This is a genomic window from Methylobacter arcticus, assembly GCF_050917435.1.
GTDB lineage: Bacteria > Pseudomonadota > Gammaproteobacteria > Methylococcales > Methylomonadaceae > Methylobacter_A > Methylobacter_A titanis.
The window spans coordinates 2,456,134-2,479,745 of sequence record NZ_CP159583.1 but is presented as its reverse complement, the minus strand read 5'-3'; the positions used below and the strand labels follow the sequence as shown (position 1 = coordinate 2,479,745).

The 23,612-nt window shown below is 47.9% G+C and carries 22 protein-coding genes; 19 read left to right on the top strand and 3 right to left on the bottom strand.

What is annotated here, in order from left to right; all coding sequences use genetic code 11:
• The first annotated feature begins 164 nt into the window (after nt 1–164).
• The 6 genes from ABXJ76_RS11765 (at nt 165) to cpdA (ending at nt 5,559) form a co-directional block, all read left to right on the top strand.
• Entirely contained in the window at nt 165–833 is a 669-nt protein-coding gene (locus ABXJ76_RS11765) for a TIGR04211 family SH3 domain-containing protein (protein WP_432740679.1), read from the top strand.
• Nucleotides 834–919: 86 nt separating this feature from the next.
• Nucleotides 920–2,608, top strand: a complete 1,689-nt coding sequence (gene ilvD / locus ABXJ76_RS11760; protein WP_432740678.1) for a dihydroxy-acid dehydratase — start codon at nt 920–922, stop codon at nt 2,606–2,608.
• 299 nt (nt 2,609–2,907) lie between these two features.
• The gene (locus ABXJ76_RS11755) at nt 2,908–3,132 is read left to right on the top strand and encodes a hypothetical protein (protein WP_432740677.1); all 225 of its coding nucleotides are present in this window, start codon (nt 2,908–2,910) and stop codon (nt 3,130–3,132) included.
• Between the two features lie 58 nt (nt 3,133–3,190).
• Entirely contained in the window at nt 3,191–3,382 is a 192-nt protein-coding gene (locus ABXJ76_RS11750) for a Txe/YoeB family addiction module toxin (protein WP_432746510.1), read from the top strand.
• Between the two features lie 47 nt (nt 3,383–3,429).
• A complete protein-coding gene (argA, locus tag ABXJ76_RS11745) occupies nt 3,430–4,746 on the top strand; it encodes an amino-acid N-acetyltransferase (RefSeq protein WP_432740676.1) in 1,317 nt (438 codons plus the stop codon).
• Between the two features lie 9 nt (nt 4,747–4,755).
• Nucleotides 4,756–5,559: a 3',5'-cyclic-AMP phosphodiesterase gene (gene cpdA, locus ABXJ76_RS11740; protein WP_432740675.1), complete on the top strand. Its 804-nt coding sequence runs from the start codon at nt 4,756–4,758 to the stop codon at nt 5,557–5,559.
• A 25-nt stretch (nt 5,560–5,584) separates the two neighbouring features.
• Here cpdA and ABXJ76_RS11735 read toward each other — a convergent pair whose 3' ends face one another.
• Nucleotides 5,585–6,133, bottom strand: coding sequence for an RNA pyrophosphohydrolase (locus ABXJ76_RS11735; RefSeq protein WP_432740674.1), 549 nt, complete (start codon nt 6,131–6,133; stop codon nt 5,585–5,587).
• Between the two features lie 163 nt (nt 6,134–6,296).
• Here ABXJ76_RS11735 and ABXJ76_RS11730 point away from each other — a divergent pair, with 163 nt between their 5' ends.
• The 5 genes from ABXJ76_RS11730 (at nt 6,297) to rlmD (ending at nt 12,213) form a co-directional block, all read left to right on the top strand.
• A complete protein-coding gene (locus tag ABXJ76_RS11730) occupies nt 6,297–6,983 on the top strand; it encodes an HAD family hydrolase (RefSeq protein ID WP_432740673.1) in 687 nt (228 codons plus the stop codon).
• 152 nt (nt 6,984–7,135) lie between these two features.
• The gene (gene cysM, locus ABXJ76_RS11725; RefSeq protein ID WP_432740672.1) at nt 7,136–8,026 is read left to right on the top strand and encodes a cysteine synthase CysM; all 891 of its coding nucleotides are present in this window, start codon (nt 7,136–7,138) and stop codon (nt 8,024–8,026) included.
• Nucleotides 8,026–10,131, top strand: coding sequence for a C4-dicarboxylate ABC transporter (locus ABXJ76_RS11720; RefSeq protein ID WP_432740671.1), 2,106 nt, complete (start codon nt 8,026–8,028; stop codon nt 10,129–10,131). The genes cysM and ABXJ76_RS11720 overlap by 1 nt, the downstream gene beginning before the upstream one ends.
• A 163-nt stretch (nt 10,132–10,294) precedes the next feature.
• On the top strand, nt 10,295–10,876 hold the full coding sequence (locus ABXJ76_RS11715) for a YdbL family protein (protein ID WP_432740670.1): 582 nt from the start codon (nt 10,295–10,297) through the stop codon (nt 10,874–10,876).
• Nucleotides 10,877–10,878: 2 nt separating this feature from the next.
• The gene (rlmD, locus tag ABXJ76_RS11710) at nt 10,879–12,213 is read left to right on the top strand and encodes a 23S rRNA (uracil(1939)-C(5))-methyltransferase RlmD (RefSeq protein WP_432740669.1); all 1,335 of its coding nucleotides are present in this window, start codon (nt 10,879–10,881) and stop codon (nt 12,211–12,213) included.
• 158 nt (nt 12,214–12,371) lie between these two features.
• On the opposite strand, the gene glnD is transcribed toward rlmD, so the two are convergent.
• Nucleotides 12,372–14,996, bottom strand: coding sequence for a [protein-PII] uridylyltransferase (gene glnD / locus ABXJ76_RS11705; RefSeq protein ID WP_432740667.1), 2,625 nt, complete (start codon nt 14,994–14,996; stop codon nt 12,372–12,374).
• Between the two features lie 47 nt (nt 14,997–15,043).
• Nucleotides 15,044–15,832, bottom strand: a complete 789-nt coding sequence (gene map, locus ABXJ76_RS11700; protein ID WP_432740666.1) for a type I methionyl aminopeptidase — start codon at nt 15,830–15,832, stop codon at nt 15,044–15,046.
• A 305-nt stretch (nt 15,833–16,137) separates the two neighbouring features.
• Here map and rpsB point away from each other — a divergent pair, with 305 nt between their 5' ends.
• The 8 genes from rpsB to rseP all read left to right on the top strand — a co-directional run bounded on the left by rpsB (nt 16,138) and on the right by rseP (nt 23,547).
• Complete coding sequence (rpsB, locus tag ABXJ76_RS11695; protein WP_432740665.1) at nt 16,138–16,878, top strand: 30S ribosomal protein S2; 741 nt, start codon at nt 16,138–16,140, stop codon at nt 16,876–16,878.
• Between the two features lie 113 nt (nt 16,879–16,991).
• The gene (gene tsf, locus ABXJ76_RS11690; RefSeq protein ID WP_432746509.1) at nt 16,992–17,876 is read left to right on the top strand and encodes a translation elongation factor Ts; all 885 of its coding nucleotides are present in this window, start codon (nt 16,992–16,994) and stop codon (nt 17,874–17,876) included.
• A gap of 97 nt (nt 17,877–17,973) precedes the next feature.
• Entirely contained in the window at nt 17,974–18,708 is a 735-nt protein-coding gene (pyrH, locus tag ABXJ76_RS11685; RefSeq protein WP_432740664.1) for a UMP kinase, read from the top strand.
• Entirely contained in the window at nt 18,698–19,255 is a 558-nt protein-coding gene (gene frr, locus ABXJ76_RS11680; RefSeq protein WP_432740663.1) for a ribosome recycling factor, read from the top strand. The genes pyrH and frr overlap by 11 nt, the downstream gene beginning before the upstream one ends.
• A 14-nt stretch (nt 19,256–19,269) precedes the next feature.
• Complete coding sequence (locus ABXJ76_RS11675) at nt 19,270–20,040, top strand: isoprenyl transferase (protein ID WP_432740661.1); 771 nt, start codon at nt 19,270–19,272, stop codon at nt 20,038–20,040.
• Nucleotides 20,041–20,126: 86 nt separating this feature from the next.
• Nucleotides 20,127–21,008 (top strand): phosphatidate cytidylyltransferase, encoded by an 882-nt coding sequence (locus ABXJ76_RS11670; RefSeq protein WP_432740660.1) that lies wholly within the window; start codon nt 20,127–20,129, stop codon nt 21,006–21,008.
• Nucleotides 21,005–22,189 (top strand): 1-deoxy-D-xylulose-5-phosphate reductoisomerase, encoded by a 1,185-nt coding sequence (gene ispC, locus ABXJ76_RS11665; protein WP_432740659.1) that lies wholly within the window; start codon nt 21,005–21,007, stop codon nt 22,187–22,189. The genes ABXJ76_RS11670 and ispC overlap by 4 nt, the downstream gene beginning before the upstream one ends.
• Nucleotides 22,189–23,547 (top strand): RIP metalloprotease RseP, encoded by a 1,359-nt coding sequence (gene rseP, locus ABXJ76_RS11660; RefSeq protein WP_432740658.1) that lies wholly within the window; start codon nt 22,189–22,191, stop codon nt 23,545–23,547. The genes ispC and rseP overlap by 1 nt, the downstream gene beginning before the upstream one ends.
• Nucleotides 23,548–23,612 lie beyond the last annotated feature (65 nt).

Genomic DNA, 23,612 nt, shown 5'->3' with positions numbered 1-23,612 from the left:
TACTGATTTCGATACTTCCACCGTCCCTGGCAGTCGGTCGCATTGATTTCCTGCCGATTGCGACGTTTTTACCATCCATGGCAGGCGGTCGCATTGGTTCCTGACCAATTGCGACGCTTCCACCATCCATGGCAGGCGTCATACGACCAACAATAGAGATTTAAGTGAAAAAAATACTCAGCTCGTTTTTTATCCTACTGGTAACTTTTGGTTCAGCACAGGCTAAAACTGTTTATGTTACCGATACGTTGAATTTGACACTCAGGAGTGAAGCAAATAATAAAAGTAAAGTTGTAAAATTGCTCCCGACCGGCACCCCGCTGACGATCATAGACGAAAGTAATGGTTTTTATCATGTTCGTATGAATGACGGCACAGAAGGCTACATGCCGATCCGTAATACCATGAAGGAGCCACCCAGCCGTTCTCAGCTCGATATTGTCAGCAAAGATCTGGCGGCGATGCAGTCCGAAAATGCCACGCTTAAGGCTGAGTTATCGACAATAAAAGAGTCCATTACTCCGGGAACGTCTCTTGAGAAATCCTTGGAAACAGAGCGGGATCAGTTAGTCAGGGAACTCAGTGAATTGAATAAAACCGCTGCCAGTGCTGTGGAACTGAAAAACCAGCGTGATGAACTTCAGGAACGCGTAGTGAATGTTGAGCGGGAATTACAGCAATTCAAGCTTGAAAATCATGCGTTGCAAGATACTGCCAGCCAAGACTGGTTTTTATACGGCGGCCTGCTCGCTCTTATCGGTGTTATTTTGGGCTTTATCTTACCTAAACTCAGCTGGCGCCGCAGCAGAACCAGCAGCTGGGATTCGTATTAAATCAGGTGAAAGGTTCAAGGTTCAAAAAGCCTCGTTCCCTGGATCTTTCCCTTTTACCTTGAACCTTTCACCTTGAACCATATATTATGAGTGACAAAAATACCCGTACTTTCTCTTCTTTAGTTGTTGACGGCATGGAGCGCGCACCGAGCCGCGCCATGTTGCACGCCGTCGGTTTTAGCAATGAAGATTTCAAAAAGCCGCAAATAGGCATTGCTTCCACCTGGAGCATGGTCACGCCGTGCAACATGCATATCAACAAGCTGGCCGATGCGGCAGCGATTGGCGTTAACAATGCCGGCGGTAAAGCTGTCATCTTTAACACCATCACCATTTCCGACGGCATTTCGATGGGTACCGAGGGCATGAAATACTCGCTGGTGTCCCGCGAAGTGATTGCCGACTCGATTGAAACCGTAGTCGGTTGCCAGGGTTTTGACGGCGTTGTCGCGATCGGCGGCTGCGACAAAAACATGCCGGGCTGCATGATTGCTTTGGCACGCTTAAACCGCCCGGCGGTGTTTGTGTACGGCGGCACCATCATGCCCGGCTGTCACAAAGACAAAAAACTGGATGTGGTTTCCGTATTCGAAGCGGTCGGCGCCAGAGCCAACAACCAGATCGATGATGCCGAACTGGCTGAAATCGAAGCCAAAGCCATTCCGGGCGCGGGTTCCTGCGGCGGCATGTATACCGCCAATACCATGGCTTCAGCCATTGAAGCACTGGGCATGAGCTTGCCGAACAGCTCCGCTCAGGCTGCCATTTCCAACGACAAGCGCCTGGATTGCGAACGCGCCGGCGCTGCGGTTTTGGAACTGTTGAAAAAAGACATCAAGCCCAGAGACATCATGACCAAGGCCGCGTTCGAGAATGCGATCACCGTAGTGATAGCGCTCGGCGGCTCGACCAATGCGGTGCTGCACATCCTGGCGATGGCAAATTCAACCGGCGTGGATATTACGCTGGACGATTTTACCCGCATCGGCAAACATGTGCCGATGCTGGCCGACTTGAAGCCCAGCGGCCGTTACCTGATGACCGAATTGATCGAAATCGGCGGCATACAGCCGTTGATGAAAATCCTGCTGGATAAAGGCTTGCTGCACGGTGATTGCTTAACTGTTACCGGCCTTACGCTGGCGGAAAATCTGGCCGATGTCTTACCGTATCCCGAAGATCAGGACGTGATTCACTCGCTGGATAATCCGATCAAAAAAGACAGCCATCTGGTGGTGATGTACGGCAATCTGGCTTCGGAAGGCGCAGTCGCCAAAATTACCGGCAAGGAAGGGCTGGTGTTTACCGGCACAGCCAGAGTATTCGATGCCGAAGAACAGGCGTTGAAAAGCATTTTAAACGGCGATATCGTCAAAGGCGATGTGATTGTTATCCGCTACGAAGGTCCCAAAGGCGGCCCCGGCATGCGGGAAATGCTGACTCCTACCTCGGCGGTCATGGGCAAAGGCTTGGGCAAGGAAGTGGCGTTAATCACCGACGGCCGGTTTTCCGGCGGCACCCACGGTTTCGTCGTCGGGCACATCACGCCTGAAGCCTATGTCGGCGGTGCGTTGGCGATAGTCGAGAACGGCGATACCATCACCATAGATGCGGAAACCAACGAACTGAAACTGCATGTCAACGAACATGAAATCGCCCGTCGTTTTGAACAATGGACACAACCAGCGCCGCGCTATACCCGTGGTGTGTTGGCGAAATACGCCAAGTTGGTGAGTTCGGCTTCGTTAGGTGCAGTGACTGATAATTTGGATTGATGTAGGGCACGCTGTACGTACCTTTTGCGCTGGTTCCCAAGTTCCAGCTTGGGAGCCCAGATGGCGAAGCTCCAGCTTCGCGAGACAGGAAGCTAGAGCTTCCAGCACCGAATTCCCAAGCTGGAGCTTGGGAACTAGCATCAGGAGTCAGCCATGACCACCATTACTTTCGATACGCATAGTTGCGTAGGTCGGGTTAGCTTATTGAGCGGTAGCGAGATAACGTAACCCGACATATATGCCGGAACTTGAAAACTAGTAAAATATTGCGCACATCTGACTGAAATGAGGGTGACATAATGAATACAGCGGAATTAATCTACCAAAAAGCCAAGGCATTGCCCGAAGTTGAGGCGCGAGAAATTTTGGATTTCATGGGGTTTTTGGAAACCAAGCGCCGGGGCGAAAGCGAAACAGCCTATCTTTTGCAAGAACCGGCCAATGCCCGAAGACTGCTGGCGGCGGCGGAAAATATCCGGGCGGGACGATGCATTGAAGAACGGGAATTGCTGCCCGATGATTAGTTTCGAGCAGCAGGGATGGGAAGACTACCTGTTTTGGCAGTAAACCGACAAGACCAAGATTAAGCGTATCAATCAGCTAATCAGGGATATTCAACGCGACCCATTCGATGGCATTGGTAAGCCCGAAGCCCTGCGTCATGGACTGACGGGATTATGGTCACGCCGTATTGATGATGAACACCGGCTTATCTATTCGGTGAGCGACAAAAAAATTATTATTGCCCAATGCCGTTATCACTATGGTGATTGAAGCTGGAGCTTGGGAATTAGCCAATAACATTCTTGCCATAACAAACCATGGAACCACAAAAATCATTCGTTAGCTGGTTTAGGGACTCATCACCTTACATCCATGCCCATCGCAACAAAACCTTCGTTATTTTCTTTGGCGGCGAAGCGGTGCTGGCTGATGATTTCGATCATCACGTTCACGATTTCGCCTTGCTGAACAGTCTGGGCATACGCCTGGTTTTGGTTCACGGCATACGCCCGCAGATCGACCAGCGACTTGCCAAGCTGGTCGTCCCCGCCCGCTTTCATAAAAACCTGCGCATCACCGACGATGTAGCTTTGCAATGCGTCAAAGAAGCAGCCGGATTGGTCCGCGTCGAAATTGAAGCGCTGTTATCGATGGGGCTGGCCAACTCGCCGATGGCGGGAGCCAAGATCAAGGTGGCCTCGGGCAATTTTGTCGTCGCTAAACCGATAGGCGTGATCGACGGCATCGATTACTGCCATACCGGCGAAGTGCGCCGCATTGATAGCGCGGCCATTCATCAGCAACTCGACCAGGACAATGTGGTGTTAATCTCGCCGGTCGGTTATTCGCCGAGCGGCGAAGTCTTCAATCTGTCGGCCGAGCAAGTCGCCACCGCGGTTTCGATTGCGTTAAAAGCGGAAAAACTGGTTTTATTAACCGAACAAAGCTGCTGCAATCCCGACAACGGCGAACAGATCCAGCAAATGACCACCGCCGAAGCCGACGCTTTCCTGCAGCAACATCCGGGCATATCCACCAGCATCAGCTTACCGCTCAAAGCGGCGATGCAAAGCTGTCAATCCGGCATCGACCGCGTGCATTTGATTGACAGAACCATCGACGGCGCGTTGTTGCTGGAATTATTCAGCCGTGACGGCATCGGTACGTTGATCAGCTCAACGGCGTTTGAAGAATTGCGCCCGGCGACACTGAACGACATCGGCGGCATTCTGGAGTTGATCAAGCCGCTGGAGCAACAAGGCAAGTTGGCCAAGCGCTCCCGAGAAAAAATTGAAATGGAAATCGCCGACTATATCGTTATCGAACGCGATGGCCTGATTATCGGCTGCACCGCATTGCACCCGGATCTGCAAAACCGGTTCGGCGCGATTGCCTGCCTTGCCGTACATCCCGATTATCAAGGTTCGGCCAGAGGCAATCGCATGCTTGAATATGTCTACCGTAGGGCAGCAGAGCTCAAGCTTAAAAAGCTATTCGTGCTGTCTACGCAAACTATGCACTGGTTTATTGAGCGGGGATTTTTATCGTCGGCTATCAGCGATCTTCCCGATCAGCTCAAGGTGTTATATAACCCGCAAAGAAACTCTAAAATTCTTTGCAAAGAAATGGCATAGCATTTTGTTATGAACAATAACCCCGCTTGTTTATCAATCCTGCAACTGTCTGATTTGCATATTTTGGCTGCGCCGGAAGATAAGCTGCTGGGCATTAATACCGAGCATTATTTCCACGCCTGCCTTGATCAGGCCTTTGCCGAAAAGCGGCATTTCGATTTGATTCTGCTGACCGGCGACTTGGCTCAGGATCCTTGCGCTGCAAGCTACCGGCGTATCTTAAACAGTCTTGAGGTGTATGAAACGCCCTGTATCTGTCTGCCCGGCAATCATGACGATTATGAGTTGATGCAGCAGGTATTTAATGCTGACAGCATTAATTGCCGCAAACAGGTTTTTCTGGATAACTGGCAGCTGATTAGCCTGAACAGCCAAATACCCGGAGAGCCGGGCGGGCATCTGTCAAATGAGGAGTTGGCGTTTCTTGAAAACTGCTTAACTGAAAACCCAAGCCGCCATGCGTTGATTGCTGTCCATCATCATTGCCTGGAGACTAAAAGCCCCTGGATGGATACCATGATCATAGACAACAGTCGGGAATTATGGGCGATAGTTGACGAATATCCGCAAGTAAAAGCGATAACCACCGGCCATATCCATCAGATTTTGGATATAAAGACAGCGAGCCTTCGGGTATTGGGCGTGCCATCAACCTGTTTTCAATTTGTGCCCGGAAGCACTGAGTTCGCTGTAAACGACACGGCTCCGGGTTATCGGTTGATAGAGCTGTATGCAGATGGCCGGGTTGAATCCGGGGTGATGCGTTTAGCCGAGCCGTTGGCTGGGCTGCAAACCAATCTGCATGAATATTGACAGCAGGTTCCAGCTGAAAAATACCCTACCTCTTGCGCCTTCTGCCTTTCACCGGTTCAATTTCCTTAGCTAAATACCCGGCTGCATTAACTGGGATGGTCTCGGCGGTCAGAATAACACCCAACTCGCTCATCGCTTTTAAATAAACCTTGCGCTTAAAATACACCACATCTTTAAGCGGCTCCCAGTAATCCACCCAACGCCAGTCATCAAATTCCGGTTTGGGACACTGATCAAAACGCACGTTGGATTCATGCGTGATTAAACGCAATATATACCAGATTTGCTTCTGGCCTATGCATAGGGGGAGTGAGTTTTTGCGGATATAGCGCTCAGGCAGCTGATACCTCAGCCAATAGCGCGTACGTCCAAGCACTTGGACATGCTGTTGTTGCAGTCCTGTTTCTTCGCACAACTCTCGATACATCGCGGCTTCTGGGTCTTCATTCGGATTAATCCCGCCTTGCGGGAATTGCCATGAGTTTACACCCATTCGTTTTGCCCAAAACACGCGACCCTCGTCATTGCAAAGGATGATCCCGACGTTGGGCCGGTATCCTTTAGAGTCAATCATGTTAAAACCTGTGTTTTTACCTTTCCTAGTTCTTTAATCTTGCTAATGGTAAAATTATAAAAAGATAGGTCAGTAATGTAAATTAATGACTGCATTGTTCCATAAATAAAGTGCATACGCCATAGGGCATGGCTCTTTTTAATGACTTGAGACAGGATTAACCGTGAGCTTAGCGATTTTTGATTTGGATAACACGCTGATTGCCGATGACAGCGACTACTTATGGGGGCAGTTTCTGGTAGATCAGGGCATCGTTGATAAAAGTTACTATGAAAGCGCTAACGCCAAGTTTTACGATGACTACAAGCAAGGCACCTTGGATATTGTTGAGTTTCTCCGCTTTTCGCTAAAACCTTTAGCGGACAATAACGCCGAGCAACTCTATCGGTGGCGGGCGCAATTTATAGAGCAAGCCATCAGGCCTCTGCTGTTAACGCCTGCGCAACAGCTGATCGACAAACATAGAAACCGGGGCGATACCTTATTGGTTATCACCGCAACCAATCGCTTTGTAACCGAGCCGATAGTCCGGCTCTACGGCATTGACAACTTACTGGCGACCACGCCGGAATTTATCGACGGTCGATACACCGGCGGCTTTAACGGCATTCCTTGTTTTCGCGAAGGCAAGGTTAAGTTATTGGAGGCATGGTTAACAGACTCAAGCGAAACCATGCAGGACAGTTGGTTTTACAGCGATTCCCATAACGACTTGCCGCTGCTTAAATTGGTGGATCATCCCGTTGCAGTCGATCCTGATGAAAAACTGGCTGAATTTGCCGATGCGGCTAACTGGCCGATTATCAGTCTAAGAAACGGGCAATGTCCGACGCATCATTTTCAAAAATAGGAATTCGGCGAAAGGCGAAGGACGAAGGGCAAAAAAAACTTGCATTAAGGCTTAATTGTTGTTTTTTCAATTTTAGCCCTTAGCCCTTAGCCCTTAGCCTTAAACCTTGAGCCCAGCACCTTTTGCCTTTACCCTTTTATTCTATGACTATCATGACTTTCCCAACCATTGAATCTTTTGTCGGCAATACACCTCTAGTCAGGCTGCAACGCTTGCCTGACATTACCAGTAATACCATTCTGGTTAAACTGGAAGGCAATAATCCGGCGGGTTCGGTCAAAGACCGCCCGGCGCTCAGTATGATTAAACATGCCGAGGAAAGAGGCGAGATTAAACCCGGCGACCGCTTGATTGAAGCGACCAGCGGTAACACCGGTATAGCGCTGGCGATGGCGGCGGCAATCAAAGGTTATCAAATGACCTTGATTATGCCGGATAACATGAGCGAAGAACGTCGGGCTTCGATGAAAGCTTACGGTGCCGAGATCATCCTTACGCCTGCGGCAGGCAGCATGGAAGCGGCGATTGATTTGTCCAGGGAAATGGAAGCTGCCGGCAAAGGCAGGGTGCTGGATCAGTTTTCCAATCCCGACAATCCGCGGGCTCATTATGAAGGCACCGGGCCTGAAATCTGGCGCGATACGCAGGGAACAATAAGCCATTTCGTCAGCTCCATGGGTACGACCGGCACCATTATGGGTACGTCGAAATTCCTGAAAGAACAAAACAGCGATATTCAGGTTATCGGTGTGCAGCCGGAAGGCGAGTCCAAAATCCCCGGCATCCGGCGCTGGCCCAAAGAATACTTGCCGACAATCTATCAGGCCGATCGGGTTGACCGGATTATCGATGTCGATCAGGCGTCGGCTGAAAACGTCACCCGCGCTTTGGCGGCTCAAGAAGGTATTTTTGCTGGTATTTCATCCGGCGGCGCTGTTCATGCAGCCTTGATGCTGTCCAAAGAAGTTGAACAGGCGGTGATTGTGGTGATTATCTGCGACCGGGGCGATCGGTATTTGTCCACGGGTGTTTTTCCCGGTTAATGTGGGTCTTTGTAGGAGCGGCTTTAGCCGCGATAATCGCGGCTAAAGCCGCTCCTACAAAAGTAACGATCAAACTTATCCTGATCAGCGCTTTTTTATGGATAACGCCTAGCGCCGATGCGCTGGAAAGCGTGGCAGTTGATGTCGGAACCCTTACAGGGTCGCAATGGCAATTAGAAAACATCAGTATCACTCTGACCGACCTTGCGCAAAACTCACAAAAACTGGCCTTAACGATTGCCCGGTTAAGCCTGCCTAAACCGTTCAATGACCTCAATCTGGTCAATATCCGTTGTACGGCTTTCACCTGGCAAAACAAGGAACTGTTGTGTAAACAGGGCAGGGCGGAAATGCGTTCAAAACATTGGCAGTCGCCAGCCGCCAATTTTTCATTTCAGGTCACGGAAAAACACAGCTCGTTCAAACTAACCGGTTTGCAGCTGGCCGGTGGAAACATAGCCGTTGAAGGCGAAGAGCGGGGCGAGCTATGGCAGTTGCAGATTAACGCCAAGGCTGTAGATGGCAAGTTGATTCAACAGCTGATGCCGCAGGAAATATTCAAACTGCAAGCCGGTAAACTCGATGTTAAGTTAACGGCATCCGGCAGTCATGAGTCGGTGAACAAGTTTGCTGTAACTGCCGGACTTAATGGCCTGACTGGGCAAACCCAAGACGGTCGGTTGGCTACTGAGGCGTTAATGGTGGCTGCAACGCTGAATGCCCAAAATAATAACGGCATGTGGCAATGGCAAACTTATGTTGAGTTTAACGGCGGCGCGCTGTATTTGGAGCCTTTGTATCTGGAAGCGGCCGGGCAACATAGCGTTTTGGATGCACAGGGCGACTGGGACGCGTCAAACCAGCGCGTTGAAATCCACTCGGCAAGTTACCGGCATTCAAATGTCGGCGCATTACGCGGCAGCGCAACCATTCAATATAAGGATGGTATAAGCCTTGATAAGGCTCGGTTCTCGTTGAGCAGCGATAATTTGCAGGATTTTTCTGCAATCTATCTGAAACCGTTTTTTGAGCAGACGGTATTGCAAGGCGTTACGCTCGCAGGCCAGTTAACAGCCGATTTTTCTATTAACCAACAAGCCTTAACCGCGTTGGCGGCAAGCTTTAATCATCTTGATATTAAAGATGAAGCAGGTCGCGGCGAAGTTCAGGGCGGCGCAGGTCGGCTTAACTGGTCGAGCGATGAAGCCTTTAGCCAGTCCTCGGAAATAGCCTGGCAACAACTGCGAGTGCGTGCCTTGCCGATAGGCCCATCCAGGCTTTCGTTTCTGGGCAGGGCTGGCGATATCAAACTGCTAAAAAAGACCCGGCTGCCTTTTTTGGGCGGTGCAATCGCTGTCAATCACTTCAGCTTTCAGGCAAAAAAACAACAAGAACCCGAAGTGTCTTTTGAGGGTGACGTAAGCAATGTGTCGCTTGAGCAATTATCCCTGGCCTTAAACTGGGCGCCGCTATCGGGAACTATCAGCGGTCAAATTCCCCGCGTCGAGTACAGCAATAAAACCCTGAGTTTGGGCGGTGAATTGATCGTCAAGGTTTTCGACGGTGAAATTAAGATCAGCAACCTGGCCTCGTCGGGATTGTTTACCGATTTCCCCAAGTTCCATAGCGATCTGGAAATTGACAACCTTGATCTGGATCAGCTAACCAGCAAGTTTGAATTTGGCGGCATTACCGGCAAGTTATCGGGTTATGTCCGCCAGTTGTATATGGAAAACTGGCAGCCGGTCACTTTTTACGCCTGGCTGGGGACGCCGGATGACGATAACTCCCGGCACAGGATCAGTCAGAAGGCGGTAAAAAACATCGCCAATATCGGAGGCGGTGGCGCGGCGGATATACTGTCCCAGAGTTTCTTAAGCTTTTTTGAAACTTTCGGCTACGACAAACTGGGTCTGGGATGCTATTTACATGATGGCGTGTGTCAGCTGATGGGCGTAGAGGCCACAGAATCCGGCTACGCCATTATCACCCCCGGCGGCCTGCCGCGAATCAATGTGATCGGCTATAACCCGCGTGTTGACTGGAATGTATTGATGGAGCGGTTAAAGCGAATTACGACCTCGGATGAAGTGATTGTTGAATAGCTACGAATAGTCGAGGTTTCATCGCTCTAATTTTTGTTATTACCGACAGCGGTCTGCCGCGAATCGATGCGATCGGCTATAATCTCCATGTTGACTGGAATGTATTGATGGTACGGAGAGTCGGCATCAATCCAAGTAATTATTGAATAACCGGGAGTCCGTTATGAGAAAAATATCAGTATTAAGCGCGTTATTGTTGACTGCCTGTGTCACCATCAACATTTATTTTCCGGCTGCCGCCGCAGAAAAAGCGGCAGATGAAATCATCAAAGACATTCAAGGTATCACGCCGCAAAAAACAGAACCTAAGGCCAGTTTGTCGGATTGGCAGGTGAGTATGTATCAGTTGATTGATGCGGCGATCAATGTGGTGGTGTCCCCGGCTCAGGCCGCTGAAGCCGACCTGAACATCGATAGCGCTGAAATCAGGCAGTTGCGCGCCACTATGGAAAGCCGCTTTGCCAGTCTGCAACCATTGTATGCTGCAGGCTTTATCGGCATACAGGCGGACGGTCTGCTGGCGGTCAGGGATGCTGCAAGCGTACCGCTTAAAGACAGGAATCAGGTCAATAAACTGGTCGCCGCAGAAAATGCCGACCGGCAAGGTCTTTATCAGGCGATTGCCAATGCCAACGGTCATCCCGATTGGGCGGCGCAAATCAAATCAACCTTTGCCGCTCGCTGGATAAGCAATGCTCAACCGGGCTGGTGGTATCAATCTTCAGGAAGTTGGAAACAAAAATAAACATGGCAAATAGAAGAAGAGCAAAAAAGAAGTTACCGGAAACGCCGGTTAACGTGACTATAGAATCCCTGGCCCATGACGGGCGAGGGGTGGCGCATGTCGATGGTAAGGTGATCTTTATCGATGAGGCGTTACCGGGCGAAGAAGTGGAGTTTATTTATACCGAAAGCCGCAAGGATTATGCGGAAGGCAAGGTCGTCAAGCTGTTAAGTCGCGCCGCCGACCGGGTTGATGCGCTGTGCGCTCATTACGGCGTGTGCGGCGGTTGCAGTTTTCAGCATGTCGAATCATCTGCGCAAATCAGAATCAAGCAGGAATTGCTGATTGATCAGTTTAAACGCATCGGCAAGGTTGCAATTCCCGAGCTTTGGCAGCCACTGGAAGGCCCGCATTGGGGTTATCGTCGCAAAGCACGGATGGGCGTTAAATACGTCGAGAAAAAAAACCGGGTACTGGTGGGTTTCAGGGAAAGACGGCATCCTTACTTAGCTGAAATCGAAAGCTGCGTGGTGATGCATCCTATCGTCGGCACCAAACTGATGGACTTGTCGGAAATGATCGGCGGTTTGACCATCAAGGATAAAATTCCTCAGATCGAAGTGGCTATCGGCGATGACCAATGCGTGCTGGCGTTTCGGGTGCTGGAGCCGCCGACCGATGCCGATAAGGAACGGATGCGCGGCTTTGCTCATGAACATAACCTATCGCTGTGCCTGCAATCCAAAGGCCCGGATACCATCGTGCCGCTGGATGGCGAACCGGAATTGATACCGACCTATGCGCTGCCGGATCAGGGCTTGGAGTTTACATTCAAACCCGCCATGTTTACCCAGGTTAATTATGAAATTAACAAGCAAATGATCAACCGGGTGCTGGAGACCTTGGCGTTGAATGAAAACGACTCGGTGCTGGATTTGTTCTGCGGTCTGGGCAACTTTACCTTGCCGATGGCAAAATTTGCAGGAAGCGTGGTCGGTGTGGAAGGCGACCAGCCTTTGGTCAATCACGCCAAAGAAAACGCCCGGCATAATGGCATCGAAAACGTCGAATTTTATGCGGCCGATTTAAGCAAGGATATTTCCGATCAGCCCTGGGCTAATCGGAAATACAATAAAATTATGCTCGACCCGTCCAGAGCGGGGGCTTCCGATGTGTTGCATCATTTTAAAAAATGGCAGCCCGAGCAGATTGTTTATGTGTCTTGTAACCCATCGACGTTGGCGCGTGACGCCGGGATATTGGTTAATGAACTGGGCTATAAACTGGTGAAAGCCGGGGTAATGGATATGTTTCCGCAGACCGGGCATGTGGAGTCGATGGCTTTGTTTGAAAAATAAAAAAGTAGGGTTTAAAGGCTTGGTAATTTTCTCGTTCCCACCAGCCGCACCACTGCCATTAAGGGTTTACTCTATTGTGGGCGCGAATAAATTCGCGCCCACGGCATTCAGCCATAACATCTGGAAAGTTGGCCTGTTTAGCCGAGCAAGGCTTGGTATTAGTCGGTAGCGTCCAGTATTTTTAATATCTCTTCGCCTATTTGTTCTTGTCTGACAGGGTCTGTGATGGGATGTGATTGGTTGTCGGTGATGTAAAACATGTCTTCAGCCCGGCTGCCTATAGTGGTTATTTTTGCGCTGTGTAAATGAATGTCTTGTTGCACGAATGCGCGACCTATTTTCGATAAAAGCCCTGCATGATCCGTAGTGATAAGTTCTAAAATCGTATGCCTGTTTAAAGGATCTGCATGAAATTGAATGCGGGTAGGGATAGGAAAATGTTTGGCTTGCCTTGATTGGCGATGAATGTTTTTGTGTGTTTTTACTTCGTGATGCAACAGATTGTGACGTAGCGCTGTACAAATATGCACTTCCCTGAATAGTTCATTGATGGGTTCCCCCGATTGTTCAAGAACCAGAAAACTGTTAAGCACGTAGTCATCGGTCGTGGTCATGATTCTCGCATCGAGAATGGTTAGTCCCAGTTGGTCGAGTGTGGCTGTGCTCAGCGAAAAAATAGCCTCTTCATTTTTTGTGTAAACAAAGACTTCCGCACTGCCGCGTTGGGTTTGCGGGCGCAGCAGAACCAGTGGTAGCTCATCTTCTTTGGATGAGACTATGGCGATGGTATGCCAGGCTATTTCATCGGCCGAATACCTTAAAAAATAATCATCACCGGCATGTAGCCAAAATCTGAGCATGGTGGGTTCGAATATGCCGAGTTTGATCAGTTCGTCTTTTGCTTCTTTTTTGTTTTCGAGTAGACGGTCAGTCAAGGTTACGGGGTTTTGCAGGCCTCTGTGCAAGGTGCTGTAGGTCACCGAATAAAGCTCTTTTAATAGGGCATCTTTCCATGCATTCCACAGTTCAGGGTTGGTGGCGCGAATATCGGCCACGGTCAGCAGATACAAGTAATTCAGGTATTCGGTGCTGCCGACGGTCTGGGCGAATTGATGGATAATATCTGGGTCGCTGATGTCTTTTCGCTGAGCAGTCATCGACATGACTAGGTGATTGCGAACCAGCCAGCAGACTAAGTTGGTGTCATGCGAAGACAGATCGTGCTGAATGCAAAACTCTCTGGCAATTTGTTCGCCAATAACGGAATGGTCGCCGTTCTTGCCTTTGGCTATGTCATGAAATAGACCGGCAAGATACAATATTTCCGGTTTTGAAATCAGCAAAAAAATATCATTGCAGAAAGGCAGTTCATCCAGGTGTTTTTCCAGAGCAAAGCGGCGTAAATTGCGGATAACAAAAAGAGTGTGTTCGTCTACGGTGTAAATGTGAAACAAATCATATTGCATGCGGGCGACAATATTGGCAAAGCCAGGAATATAGGCGGCTAAAACTCCATAGCGATTCATGCGCCTTAGTTGATCGGTAATGCCTCGTGGCTGGCGGAATGCTTCTATAAAGAGACGGTTGGCATCTTTGTTATGCCGAAATGCATCGTCGATTAAATGCAAGCTTTTACGAACCAAGCGTATGGTCGTTGCCCTGACGCCTTTGATTGATGAATTTTGTTCCAGAACTAGAAAAAGCTCTAGTAAGGCTAGTGGATGTCGGTCGAAAAGCGTGTCGTCAATGGCTTCAAGGTAGCCGTTGATGATGGCAAATTTGTCGTTAAGCGGGATTGATTTGTAAACAGTTTTTGCAGAAACGAAGCGCTCATTAAATAATTGCAACAGCATTTCATTGAGGCGTTCGAGTCCCAGTACCGTTTTAAAATAAAACTGCATAAACTGTTCGACATCTTCATTGTGTTCCTGATGTTCGGAGCTAAAGCCGAATTGTTGAGCAAGATCGCGCTGGTAGTCGAAAATCAGTCGGTCTTCGCAGCGGCTGGTTAAAAGATGTAGTGCGTAGCGAATTCGCCAGAGTACTTCAAGCGCGGCAACCAACTCTAAATATTCGGACTCAGGCAAGAAGCCGTATTTAATCAGCTCTTTAATCGATGAGGCGTTGTAATGGCGCTTGAATACCCAGGAGATGACTTGTCTGTCGCGCAATCCTCCCGGCCCTTCTTTGATGTTGGGTTCGAGATTGTAGGCGGTGTCATGAAATTTGGCGTAACGCTGTCGCTGCTCTTGCATTTTGGCCGCAAAAAACTGGTCTGACGGCCAGATTTTATCCGAGGTAGTTTGTTGTCTTAATGCTTTGCGCAGCGTGGCATTGCCGGTAATCAGGCGGCTTTCCATCAGACTGGTCATGATGGTTTGGTCGGCTACAGCGGCTTCGACACATTGTTTGACGGTACGGACGCTTTGTCCCAGTTTTAAGCCGATGTCCCAGAGAAAGGTAAAGAAATTTGATAAAGCTTCCTGATAGGGGCTGGTGTCTTCGGAATCCAGCAGTACAACTATATCAATGTCGGAATAGGGAAATAATTCTTTTCTGCCGTAACCGCCAACGGCGCATAGTGCAAGTTGGCTGGCGTGTTCGCCGAGAAAATGTTGCCAGCAACAGCCTAAGACGTTATCAATAAAATCGGATTTCTCTTTAAGCAAATGAGAAACCGATTTGTGAGGGTTAAACTTTTGCCGAAGTTCAGTGTCTTTTTGCTTTAGCAGCTGCTTGACTTGTTGCAGGCTGTCCTTTTCGGCAAAAATCGATGGATGCATGCTAATTGCCGAACTTTTAAGGTGTTTGCTCAAGACGGTCACATTGCCTACAGGACGTAGGTAAGGGGCGTGAGCTTTTCTTCCTGGCGTAAGGTCAGAATTTCGTAGCCGCTGTGAGTGACTAAAATGGTATGCTCAAATTGCGCAGAGAGGCTCCGGTCTTTGGTTACTGCAGTCCAGCCATCGGCCAATACTTTCATATGTCGTTTGCCGAGATTGATCATCGGTTCGATGGTTAAGATCATGCCCGCCTCAAGGACTTCTCCGTCACCGGCTTTGCCGTAATGCAGCACTTGGGGTTCTTCATGAAATTTTTTGCCGATACCGTGCCCGCAAAATTCTCTGACGACAGAGTAACGATTAGATTCTGCGTGTTTTTGGATGGCGTGACCTACATCGCCTAAGGTGGCGCCAGGCTTGACCTGTTCAATGCCTAAAAACATGGCTTCCTGAGTTATTTTAATCAGGCGTTTGGCGTGCGGACTGACTTCGCCGACGCAAAACATTTTACTGGTGTCGCCATGGTAATCGTCTTTAATGACAGTAATGTCGATATTGATAATATCGCCCGATTTAAGTTTTTTCCCGCTGGGAATGCCATGGCAGATTTGTTGGTTAACTGAAGTGCAAATTGATTTTGGAAAGCCGTGATAATTGAGCGGCGCAGGTATGACTTGTTGCACATCTACCATGTAATCGTGGCAAATCTGATTAAGTTCGTCGGTGGTGACGCCGGGAACCACGTAAGGTTCAATCATGTCTAAAACGTCTGCTGCCAATTTTCCGGCAATACGCATTTTTTCAATTTCAGTTTCGGTTTTAATAAGTATACTCATAAAAATCAGGTACAAGGCTAAAGGTTGAAAGGCACGGCAAGTGGCAGGCTTTTGGTTTTGTGCCGCTCGTTTTGCGCTCGTGTAATGGATGCATTTTAACAGAGATCGGCTTGTTGTGAAAAAGTAATTATGGTATAAAGAGAAGTTCATTTTGAACTAATACTCACTCCTATCGTCACGTTTGGAAGGGTGCCGGCATAACCTGAATTTTAACTGATGGTTGTTGCTGGTTTTTCAGGCGGGGTAGGTGGAGGCGTAACCCAACTCGGAACAGGTGTTCCGAATTTTAAATCTTAGGAGAATACATGTCAGCAGTATCTATGCGTCAAATGCTTGAAGCGGGTGTCCATTTTGGGCATCAAACTCGTTACTGGAATCCGAAAATGGCTGCATACCTGTTCGGTTCGCGTAACAAAATCCATATCATTGATTTGGAAAAAACGCTTCCGATGTTCAATGACGCAATGAACTATCTGGGCCAGATGTCAGCAAACAAAGGCACTGTCCTGTTTGTTGGTACCAAAAAATCAGCACGTAAAGTAGTTGCTGAAGAAGCTGCTCGTTGCGGCATGCCTTACGTTAACCATCGCTGGTTAGGCGGTATGTTGACCAACTTTAAAACCATCAAAAAATCAATCAATCGTCTTAAAGAATTGGAAGCGATGAAAGCTGATGGTACGCTTTATCAACGTTTTGCGAAGAAAGAAGCCTTAGGTATGGAACGCGAGCTTGAAAAGCTGGAGCGTAGTCTGGGTGGAATTAAAGACATGAAAGGCGTTCCTGACGTGATTTTTATATTGGATGTCGGTTATGAAAAAAATGCGATCAGCGAAGCTAGAAAATTAGGTATCCCGGTTGTTGGTATTGTGGATTCTAATAATTCACCTGAACAAGTTGATTACATTATTCCTGGTAATGACGACTCTATCCGTGCAGTTAAACTCTATTGCGAAAGCGTTTCTGCGGCAGTCATGGAAGCTAAATCAGCCGGTTTGGGATTGTCAGCAAAAGCTGATGATTTTGTTGAAGAAGCAGCAGCGGAATAAGTGCAATATTATTTTTATAAGCGTTTCCTGAACGCTTAACGTTAGGCAAAAAAACGCCTCCTCACGGGGGCGTTTTTACAGTGATGAACAATAAGGAAAGACAAAGAATGAGTATGACTATTAGTGCAGCGATGGTTAAGGAGCTGCGTGAAAGAACGGCCTCCGGTATGATGGAGTGCAAAAAAGCATTAGTTGAAGCGAACGGCGATATGGAATTGGCCATCGAAAATATGCGCAAATCCGGCCTAGCTAAAGCCGATAAAAAATCCGACCGTATTGCTGCTGAAGGCATCATCGGCGCTAAAGTCAGTGATGACGGAAAAGCGGTAGCGATTGTTGATATTAATTGCGAGACTGACTTTGTTGCCAAGGCGGATGATTTCGTCAGTTTTGTCAATAATGTCACTGTAGCTTTGTTAAATTCAGATATTGAAACAGAAGAGCAACTGTTGGCAATGAAGTTGGCTGACGGCTCTATTGTTGATGAAGTCCGTCGCGGTCTGATTGCCCGATTGGGCGAAAACATTACTGTCAGACGATTTTTGAAATACCAGACCGCTACGGGTGGTACAGCCTGTTACTTACACGGTAATAAAATCGGTGTGATCGTCGAATTAGCTAAAGCAGATGAGCAGTTGGGCAAAGACATCGCCATGCATATTGCAGCGAGTAAACCGGCTTGTGTTTCTGAAGAGCAAGTATCTGCAGAGTTGATTGAAAAAGAGAAGGAAATATTCTCGGCTCAAGCGGCAGAAAGCGGAAAACCTGCGGAAATTATTGAGAAAATGGTTATTGGGCGTATTGGTAAATTTTTGGCAGAAATCACCTTGGTGGGTCAGCCTTTTATTAAAGACGATAAAATGACTGTTGGAAAGCTGCTTGCCTCAAAAGGTAACAGCGTTATTCGTTTTGCCCGTTTGGAAGTGGGCGAAGGAATCGAGAAAAAAGAAGAAAACTTTGCCGAAGAAGTTATGGCACAAGTCAGAGGCACAAACTAACTCTTTGGCTATGGCTGCGAATTTATTCGTGTTGCCCCGCTATAGACGCGAATAAATTCGCTCCCACAATAATAAACACTAGCCCCCGATAATTAAAATGACTAAATTGATTTGCCAGAGAATTTTGCTTAAGTTAAGCGGTGAAGCTTTAATGAGTGAGACCGGTGGTAGTATTGATGCAGATATTGTTAATCGTCTTGCAACTGAAATTAAAGAGTTATGCGATGTTGGCCTTCAGGTTGGTTTGGTTATCGGCGGCGGTAATATATTGCGTGGAGCTGAAAAAGCTTCGCAAGGTTTAGATAGAGTAACCAGCGATCAAATGGGTATGTTGGCTACGGTAATCAATGCTCTGGCCATGCAGGATGCACTCGAATCCCACGGGCAACAGGTCAGGGTGATGTCTGCACTGAAAATCAATCAGGTCTGTGAAGATTATATTCGCCGCAGGGCGGTCAGACATTTGGAAAAAGGCCGGGTCGTTATTTTTGCAGCGGGAACCGGAAATCCGTTTTTCACCACCGATTCTGCAGCCAGTCTTAGAGCGATTGAAATCAATGCCGAGTTGATGATTAAGGCCACTAAAGTTAAAGGCATCTATTCTGCCGATCCCAAAAAAGACAAGAACGCTAAGTTCTATTCACGACTAACCTATGATGAAGCGTTGGATCAACGTCTGAATGTCATGGACACTACTGCACTGGTATTATGTCGGGATAATAATGTACCGATGCGGGTGATGAATATTTTTGAGCAAGGTGCGGTAATGAAACTAATGATGGGCGAAGAGATAGGATCTCTTATTCAACGAGGAACAGATAATGATCAGTGATATTCAACAAGACGCTTCAACTCGCATGAGTAAAAGTATTGATGCCTTAAAACATGAGTTTTCGAAAATAAGAACGGGCAGGGCCCATCCCAGTTTATTGGATCAAATTAACGTATCGTACTACGGTACCGATTCTGCGCTATCTCAGGTTGCCAATATCGCTGTTGAAGATGCGCGTACGCTAACGATTACTCCCTGGGAAAAGGGCATGGTGCAGGCGATTGAAAAAGCCATTATGAAGTCGGATCTAGGTTTAAATCCCTCTACCAACGGCATGGTTATTCGTATTCCATTGCCGCCGTTGACCGAAGAGCGCCGTCGCAGCCTGGTTAAAATCGTCAAGAATGAAGCAGAGAATGGTCGTGTTGCGATCAGAAATATTCGTCGTGATGCAAATTCGGCCATAAAAGAAGCCTTAAAGGAAAAACTGATTTCCGAAGATGATGCGCATGCCGCTGAAGAAAAAATTCAAAAATTGACCGATCAGTATGTAAAAGACGTTGAGAAATTGCTGGAAGCCAAAGAAGCCGACTTACTATCAATGTAATTGAGATTTCAATAATGCCTACGGATGACTGTATCAGTTCGGAATCAGCCAACATAAATAGCAATAATCCGCGTCACATCGCTATTATCATGGATGGCAATGGTCGTTGGGCGCAGAAACGATTTATGCCGCGTGCGATCGGCCACCAGGCCGGGGTTAAAGCGGTTCGAAAAATTGTAGAGTATTGTGCTAAACATCAGATTGATGTTTTGACCTTATTTGCTTTTAGCAGTGAAAACTGGCGTCGCCCGGAAGAAGAAGTATCATTGTTGATGGGGTTGTTTATGGCAACGCTGCAAAGCGAAATCAACAAGCTCGATCGCAACAATATCCGCTTACGATTCATTGGCGACAGATCGGCATTCTCTGACAAACTGCAGACAAAAATGGCCGAAGGAGAGGCGCAAACCAAAGATAATAATGCCTTAACCTTAGTTATCGCGGCTAATTATGGTGGGCGCTGGGATATGTGTCAGGCGTTCCGGACCGTGACGGAAAAAATAGCTGCAGGAGAATTGGAAAAGCAGGATATCAGTGAGCAACTGATTAATCAGCATTTATCAACCGCAGACTTGTCTGAGCCCGACTTGTTTATCAGAACCGGTGGCGAACAACGCGTGAGTAATTTTTTGTTATGGCAACTGGCCTATACTGAGCTGTATTTTACCGAAACACTATGGCCGGATTTCGACCAAAACTCACTTGAAGATGCTATCAACAGCTTTAAAAAACGACAAAGGCGCTTTGGTCATACCGGAGAGCAGCTGCTTAATAAAGTACTTTAATGGCAACTTGCCGGTTGCCGCTATAATAAAATAAGGGCGACCAACCAGTCGCCCCTACAATATTTCCAACTTCATCTAATAATAAAATGTTACTACAGCGAATTATTACCGCCTTAATTCTGGTTCCCCTGATTGTGCTTGCTGTTTTTCAGCTGCCTTCGGAATATTTTTCATTACTTATTGGGTTAATCACGCTTTTAGCCGCATGGGAATGGACTAATTTGATCGGTATTCATTCGCCGATTCAACGCGGATTATTTTTGGTTGCGTTGATTTTGCCGATGTTATGGCTGCATTTCTGGACCCAATTTCTGGAGTTGGCAGCTCAGCTGTTAGATTGGCCTGATGTCAGGGACTATTCGGGCATTTTGGAGTGGCTGGTTATAGTGCCGGTATTGTTCTGGATATTGGTCATGATGTTAATTAGAAATTCGCCTGCCGGCATTTTAAATCTTAAACTAAAAATGCGCTACAAGGCATTGATCGGCTGGCTTGTTCTATTGGCAGTGTGGATGTTTTTGAGCCGGTTAAGAGCTTTTTATGGTTCGGAAATGACCTTATATTTTCTGGTATTGATCTGGGCTGCCGATATTGCCGCCTATTTTGCCGGAAAGAAATTTGGTAAAACCAAGCTGTCACCCGAAATCAGTCCGGGCAAGACAGTTCAAGGTATGTACGGCGCTTTTGTAGCCGGAGCCGTCTGGGCTGCTGCTTTTATCGGCTATTACAGCTATCGTGATGGTTTTATCTGGATGAGGGTATCCGATTTTGTACTATTGTCTGTACTCACGGTGTTGATTTCTATTTACGGCGATTTGTTTTTTAGTGTGGTCAAACGTCAACGCGGCGTCAAAGACACGGGATCAATACTGCCTGGACACGGCGGTATTCTGGATAGGATTGATAGCCTGATTGCCGCGACTCCATTTTTTTATGCCGGTATAGTCGTCATTGGGCTTATGTCATGAAAGGCATTTGCATACTCGGAGCGACCGGCTCAATTGGCGTTAGCACCTTAGATGTGGTGGCAAGACATTCCAGCCTGTATAAGGTCATCGCGTTAACGGCCAATACCAACATTGACGTTCTTTACGAACAATGTCTGGAGCACCATCCAGAGGTTGTTGTTGTCGTGGATCAGCATAAGGCTTTAGCCTTTGAAGAAAGACTGAAAAATACGCCCATAGCCGATATAAAAGTACTGTCAGGCGCAAAGGCGCTGGAGCAGGTGGCAACGTTGGATAACGTCGATTCAGTGATGGCGGCCATCGTAGGTGCGGCGGGGCTTTTGCCGAGTCTTGCGGCCGCAAAAGCGGGTAAAACCGTATTGCTCGCCAATAAAGAAGCCCTGGTGATGTCGGGTGCCATTTTCATGCAAGCTGTCGCCGATTCTGGGGCGCAATTGCTGCCGATTGACAGCGAGCATAATGCGATATTCCAGTGCATGCCTGCCGGATATAAAACCGGTATGCAGGAAAAGCAAGCCAGACGTATTTTATTGACGGCTTCGGGCGGCCCTTTTCGGGAAATGCCCGTTGAGCAACTGATCAATGTTACGCCGGCTCAGGCTGTAGCTCACCCTAACTGGGATATGGGCAGAAAAATATCAGTGGATTCGGCAACCATGATGAATAAAGGCCTGGAAATGATCGAGGCTTGTATTTTATTCGATATGACCCCAGACCAGATTCAAGTGGTCATTCATCCGCAAAGTGTTATCCATTCGATGGTGGATTATGTGGATGGAACGGTTTTGGCACAAATGGGCAATCCCGATATGCGTATACCTATCGCCTATTCAATGGCTTGGCCGGAGCGATTTGATTCAGGCGTTGAACCGTTGAATATTTTTGATGTCGGGCGCATGGATTTTCATGAGCCTAGTCTGGAACGGTTTCCCTGTTTGCGTCTGGCCTATGAGGCTATTGCTACAGGCGGCACCATGCCGACTATTTTAAATGCAGCCAACGAAATTGCCGTCGAGGCCTTTTTAAATGAACAGATTAGATTTACCGATATTCCGCTTATTATTGAACGTTGCATGAAAAAATTCGAGGCCAAGGCTGCCGATACCCTGGAAATTATTTTAGATGCGGATCAACAGGCTAGGCTAGTGTCTATCAATATTATTGAAGAGCTTAATGGTTAATGGATTTCTTGCATACGCTGTTTTATTTCATAGTCGCCATCAGTGTCCTGGTTTCATTTCATGAATTCGGGCATTTTTGGGTTGCTCGTAAAGCCGGGGTAAAAGTACTTCGGTTTTCTATCGGCTTTGGCAAGGTTTTATGGTCGTATCAGAAAAACCCGGATGCGACAGAGTATGTGGTCTCGGCTATTCCGCTGGGCGGCTATGTCAAAATGGTCGATGAGCGCGAAGGCGAAGTTAATGAAGCCGACTTGCCGTATGCGTTTAATCGCCAGTCTTTATTGGCCAGAACGGCCATAGTTGCCGCAGGTCCCGTGTTTAATCTGGTGCTTGCTGTTGCGTTGTTCTGGAGTGTGCTGGTGATTGGCGAGACGGGTATCAAGCCGATACTCGGCGCGGTGGAGCAGGGCACATTAGCCGCAGCCGCAGGCTTTGTCGAAGGTGATCAGATTATCTCGGTTAACGACAAGCTGACGCCAACCTGGACGGAAGCCATGACTGTCTTGGTATCCTCGGCACTGGATGGTGAGCAGAGCATTAAGGTCGGGGTAAAAAACGTTGATGATCAGCAAGCTATCAGAACGCTTGAGCTGATTGATAAAGACAGTGAAAATCCTGATGTACTGTATCAACGCTTAGGCTTCAAGCCTTGGTCCCCGAAATTACAAGCCATCATAGGGCAAGTCCTGCCCGATAGCGCCGCATTAGCCGCCGATTTGCAGCAAGGCGACCTGATTGTGAGTGCCGATGACACCCCCATGAACGATTGGATGCAGTGGGTGGTGTATGTAAAAGAACACCCCGGAGTCCCAATCAAACTGGTCATTGAACGTGATGGTGTGCAGTTGCCCGTCACCATTACGCCAAAAGGTGTGGCAATGGGTCAGAAGACCGAAGGTAAAGTCGGTGCATCTGTTTATATACCCGAAGAACTGATGAAGTCGGTAAGCGTGGAATATGCATTGTCGCCGTTGGCCGCGATACCGGTTGCACTGGAAACCACCTATTTTTATTCCGTTACTACCCTGAAAATGATGGGTAAGATGCTGATCGGCAAGTCTTCGATAGAAAACTTAAGCGGTCCTATCAGTATTGCCCAATATGCAGGGCAGTCTGCCACTATGGGTTTGGTGCCCTTTTTGAAATATTTGGCCTTGGTTAGCATCAGTTTAGGCGTATTAAATTTATTGCCGATACCGGTATTGGATGGCGGACATTTGCTGTTCTTCGCCATAGAAGGCATTAAAGGCGGCCCCGTTTCGGAAAGGGCGCAAATCTTCTTTCAGCAAATCGGCATTGTATTATTGGTGTCATTAATGGCATTGGCTATGTTTTTGGATGTAGGGCGTTTATTTTAATAGCTGCTAGGGGCGACCTGCCAGGATCGCCCCTACGGTCATTTGACGATTCTACGTCCTATAAA

What these genes read in the sequence shown, in the direction of transcription:
- ilvD (WP_432740678.1), top strand. Translation starts at nt 920, where the DNA reads ATGAGTGACAAAAATACCCGTACTTTCTCTTCTTTAGTTGTTGACGGC.
- ABXJ76_RS11755 (WP_432740677.1), top strand. Translation starts at nt 2,908, where the DNA reads ATGAATACAGCGGAATTAATCTACCAAAAAGCCAAGGCATTGCCCGAA.
- argA (WP_432740676.1), top strand. Translation starts at nt 3,430, where the DNA reads ATGGAACCACAAAAATCATTCGTTAGCTGGTTTAGGGACTCATCACCT.
- cpdA (WP_432740675.1), top strand. Translation starts at nt 4,756, where the DNA reads ATGAACAATAACCCCGCTTGTTTATCAATCCTGCAACTGTCTGATTTG.
- ABXJ76_RS11735 (WP_432740674.1), bottom strand. Translation starts at nt 6,133, where the DNA reads ATGATTGACTCTAAAGGATACCGGCCCAACGTCGGGATCATCCTTTGC.
- cysM (WP_432740672.1), top strand. Translation starts at nt 7,136, where the DNA reads ATGACTTTCCCAACCATTGAATCTTTTGTCGGCAATACACCTCTAGTC.
- ABXJ76_RS11720 (WP_432740671.1), top strand. Translation starts at nt 8,026, where the DNA reads ATGTGGGTCTTTGTAGGAGCGGCTTTAGCCGCGATAATCGCGGCTAAA.
- ABXJ76_RS11715 (WP_432740670.1), top strand. Translation starts at nt 10,295, where the DNA reads ATGAGAAAAATATCAGTATTAAGCGCGTTATTGTTGACTGCCTGTGTC.
- rlmD (WP_432740669.1), top strand. Translation starts at nt 10,879, where the DNA reads ATGGCAAATAGAAGAAGAGCAAAAAAGAAGTTACCGGAAACGCCGGTT.
- glnD (WP_432740667.1), bottom strand. Translation starts at nt 14,996, where the DNA reads ATGCATCCATCGATTTTTGCCGAAAAGGACAGCCTGCAACAAGTCAAG.
- map (WP_432740666.1), bottom strand. Translation starts at nt 15,832, where the DNA reads ATGAGTATACTTATTAAAACCGAAACTGAAATTGAAAAAATGCGTATT.
- rpsB (WP_432740665.1), top strand. Translation starts at nt 16,138, where the DNA reads ATGTCAGCAGTATCTATGCGTCAAATGCTTGAAGCGGGTGTCCATTTT.
- tsf (WP_432746509.1), top strand. Translation starts at nt 16,992, where the DNA reads ATGACTATTAGTGCAGCGATGGTTAAGGAGCTGCGTGAAAGAACGGCC.
- pyrH (WP_432740664.1), top strand. Translation starts at nt 17,974, where the DNA reads ATGACTAAATTGATTTGCCAGAGAATTTTGCTTAAGTTAAGCGGTGAA.
- frr (WP_432740663.1), top strand. Translation starts at nt 18,698, where the DNA reads ATGATCAGTGATATTCAACAAGACGCTTCAACTCGCATGAGTAAAAGT.
- ABXJ76_RS11675 (WP_432740661.1), top strand. Translation starts at nt 19,270, where the DNA reads ATGCCTACGGATGACTGTATCAGTTCGGAATCAGCCAACATAAATAGC.
- ABXJ76_RS11670 (WP_432740660.1), top strand. Translation starts at nt 20,127, where the DNA reads ATGTTACTACAGCGAATTATTACCGCCTTAATTCTGGTTCCCCTGATT.
- ispC (WP_432740659.1), top strand. Translation starts at nt 21,005, where the DNA reads ATGAAAGGCATTTGCATACTCGGAGCGACCGGCTCAATTGGCGTTAGC.
- rseP (WP_432740658.1), top strand. Translation starts at nt 22,189, where the DNA reads ATGGATTTCTTGCATACGCTGTTTTATTTCATAGTCGCCATCAGTGTC.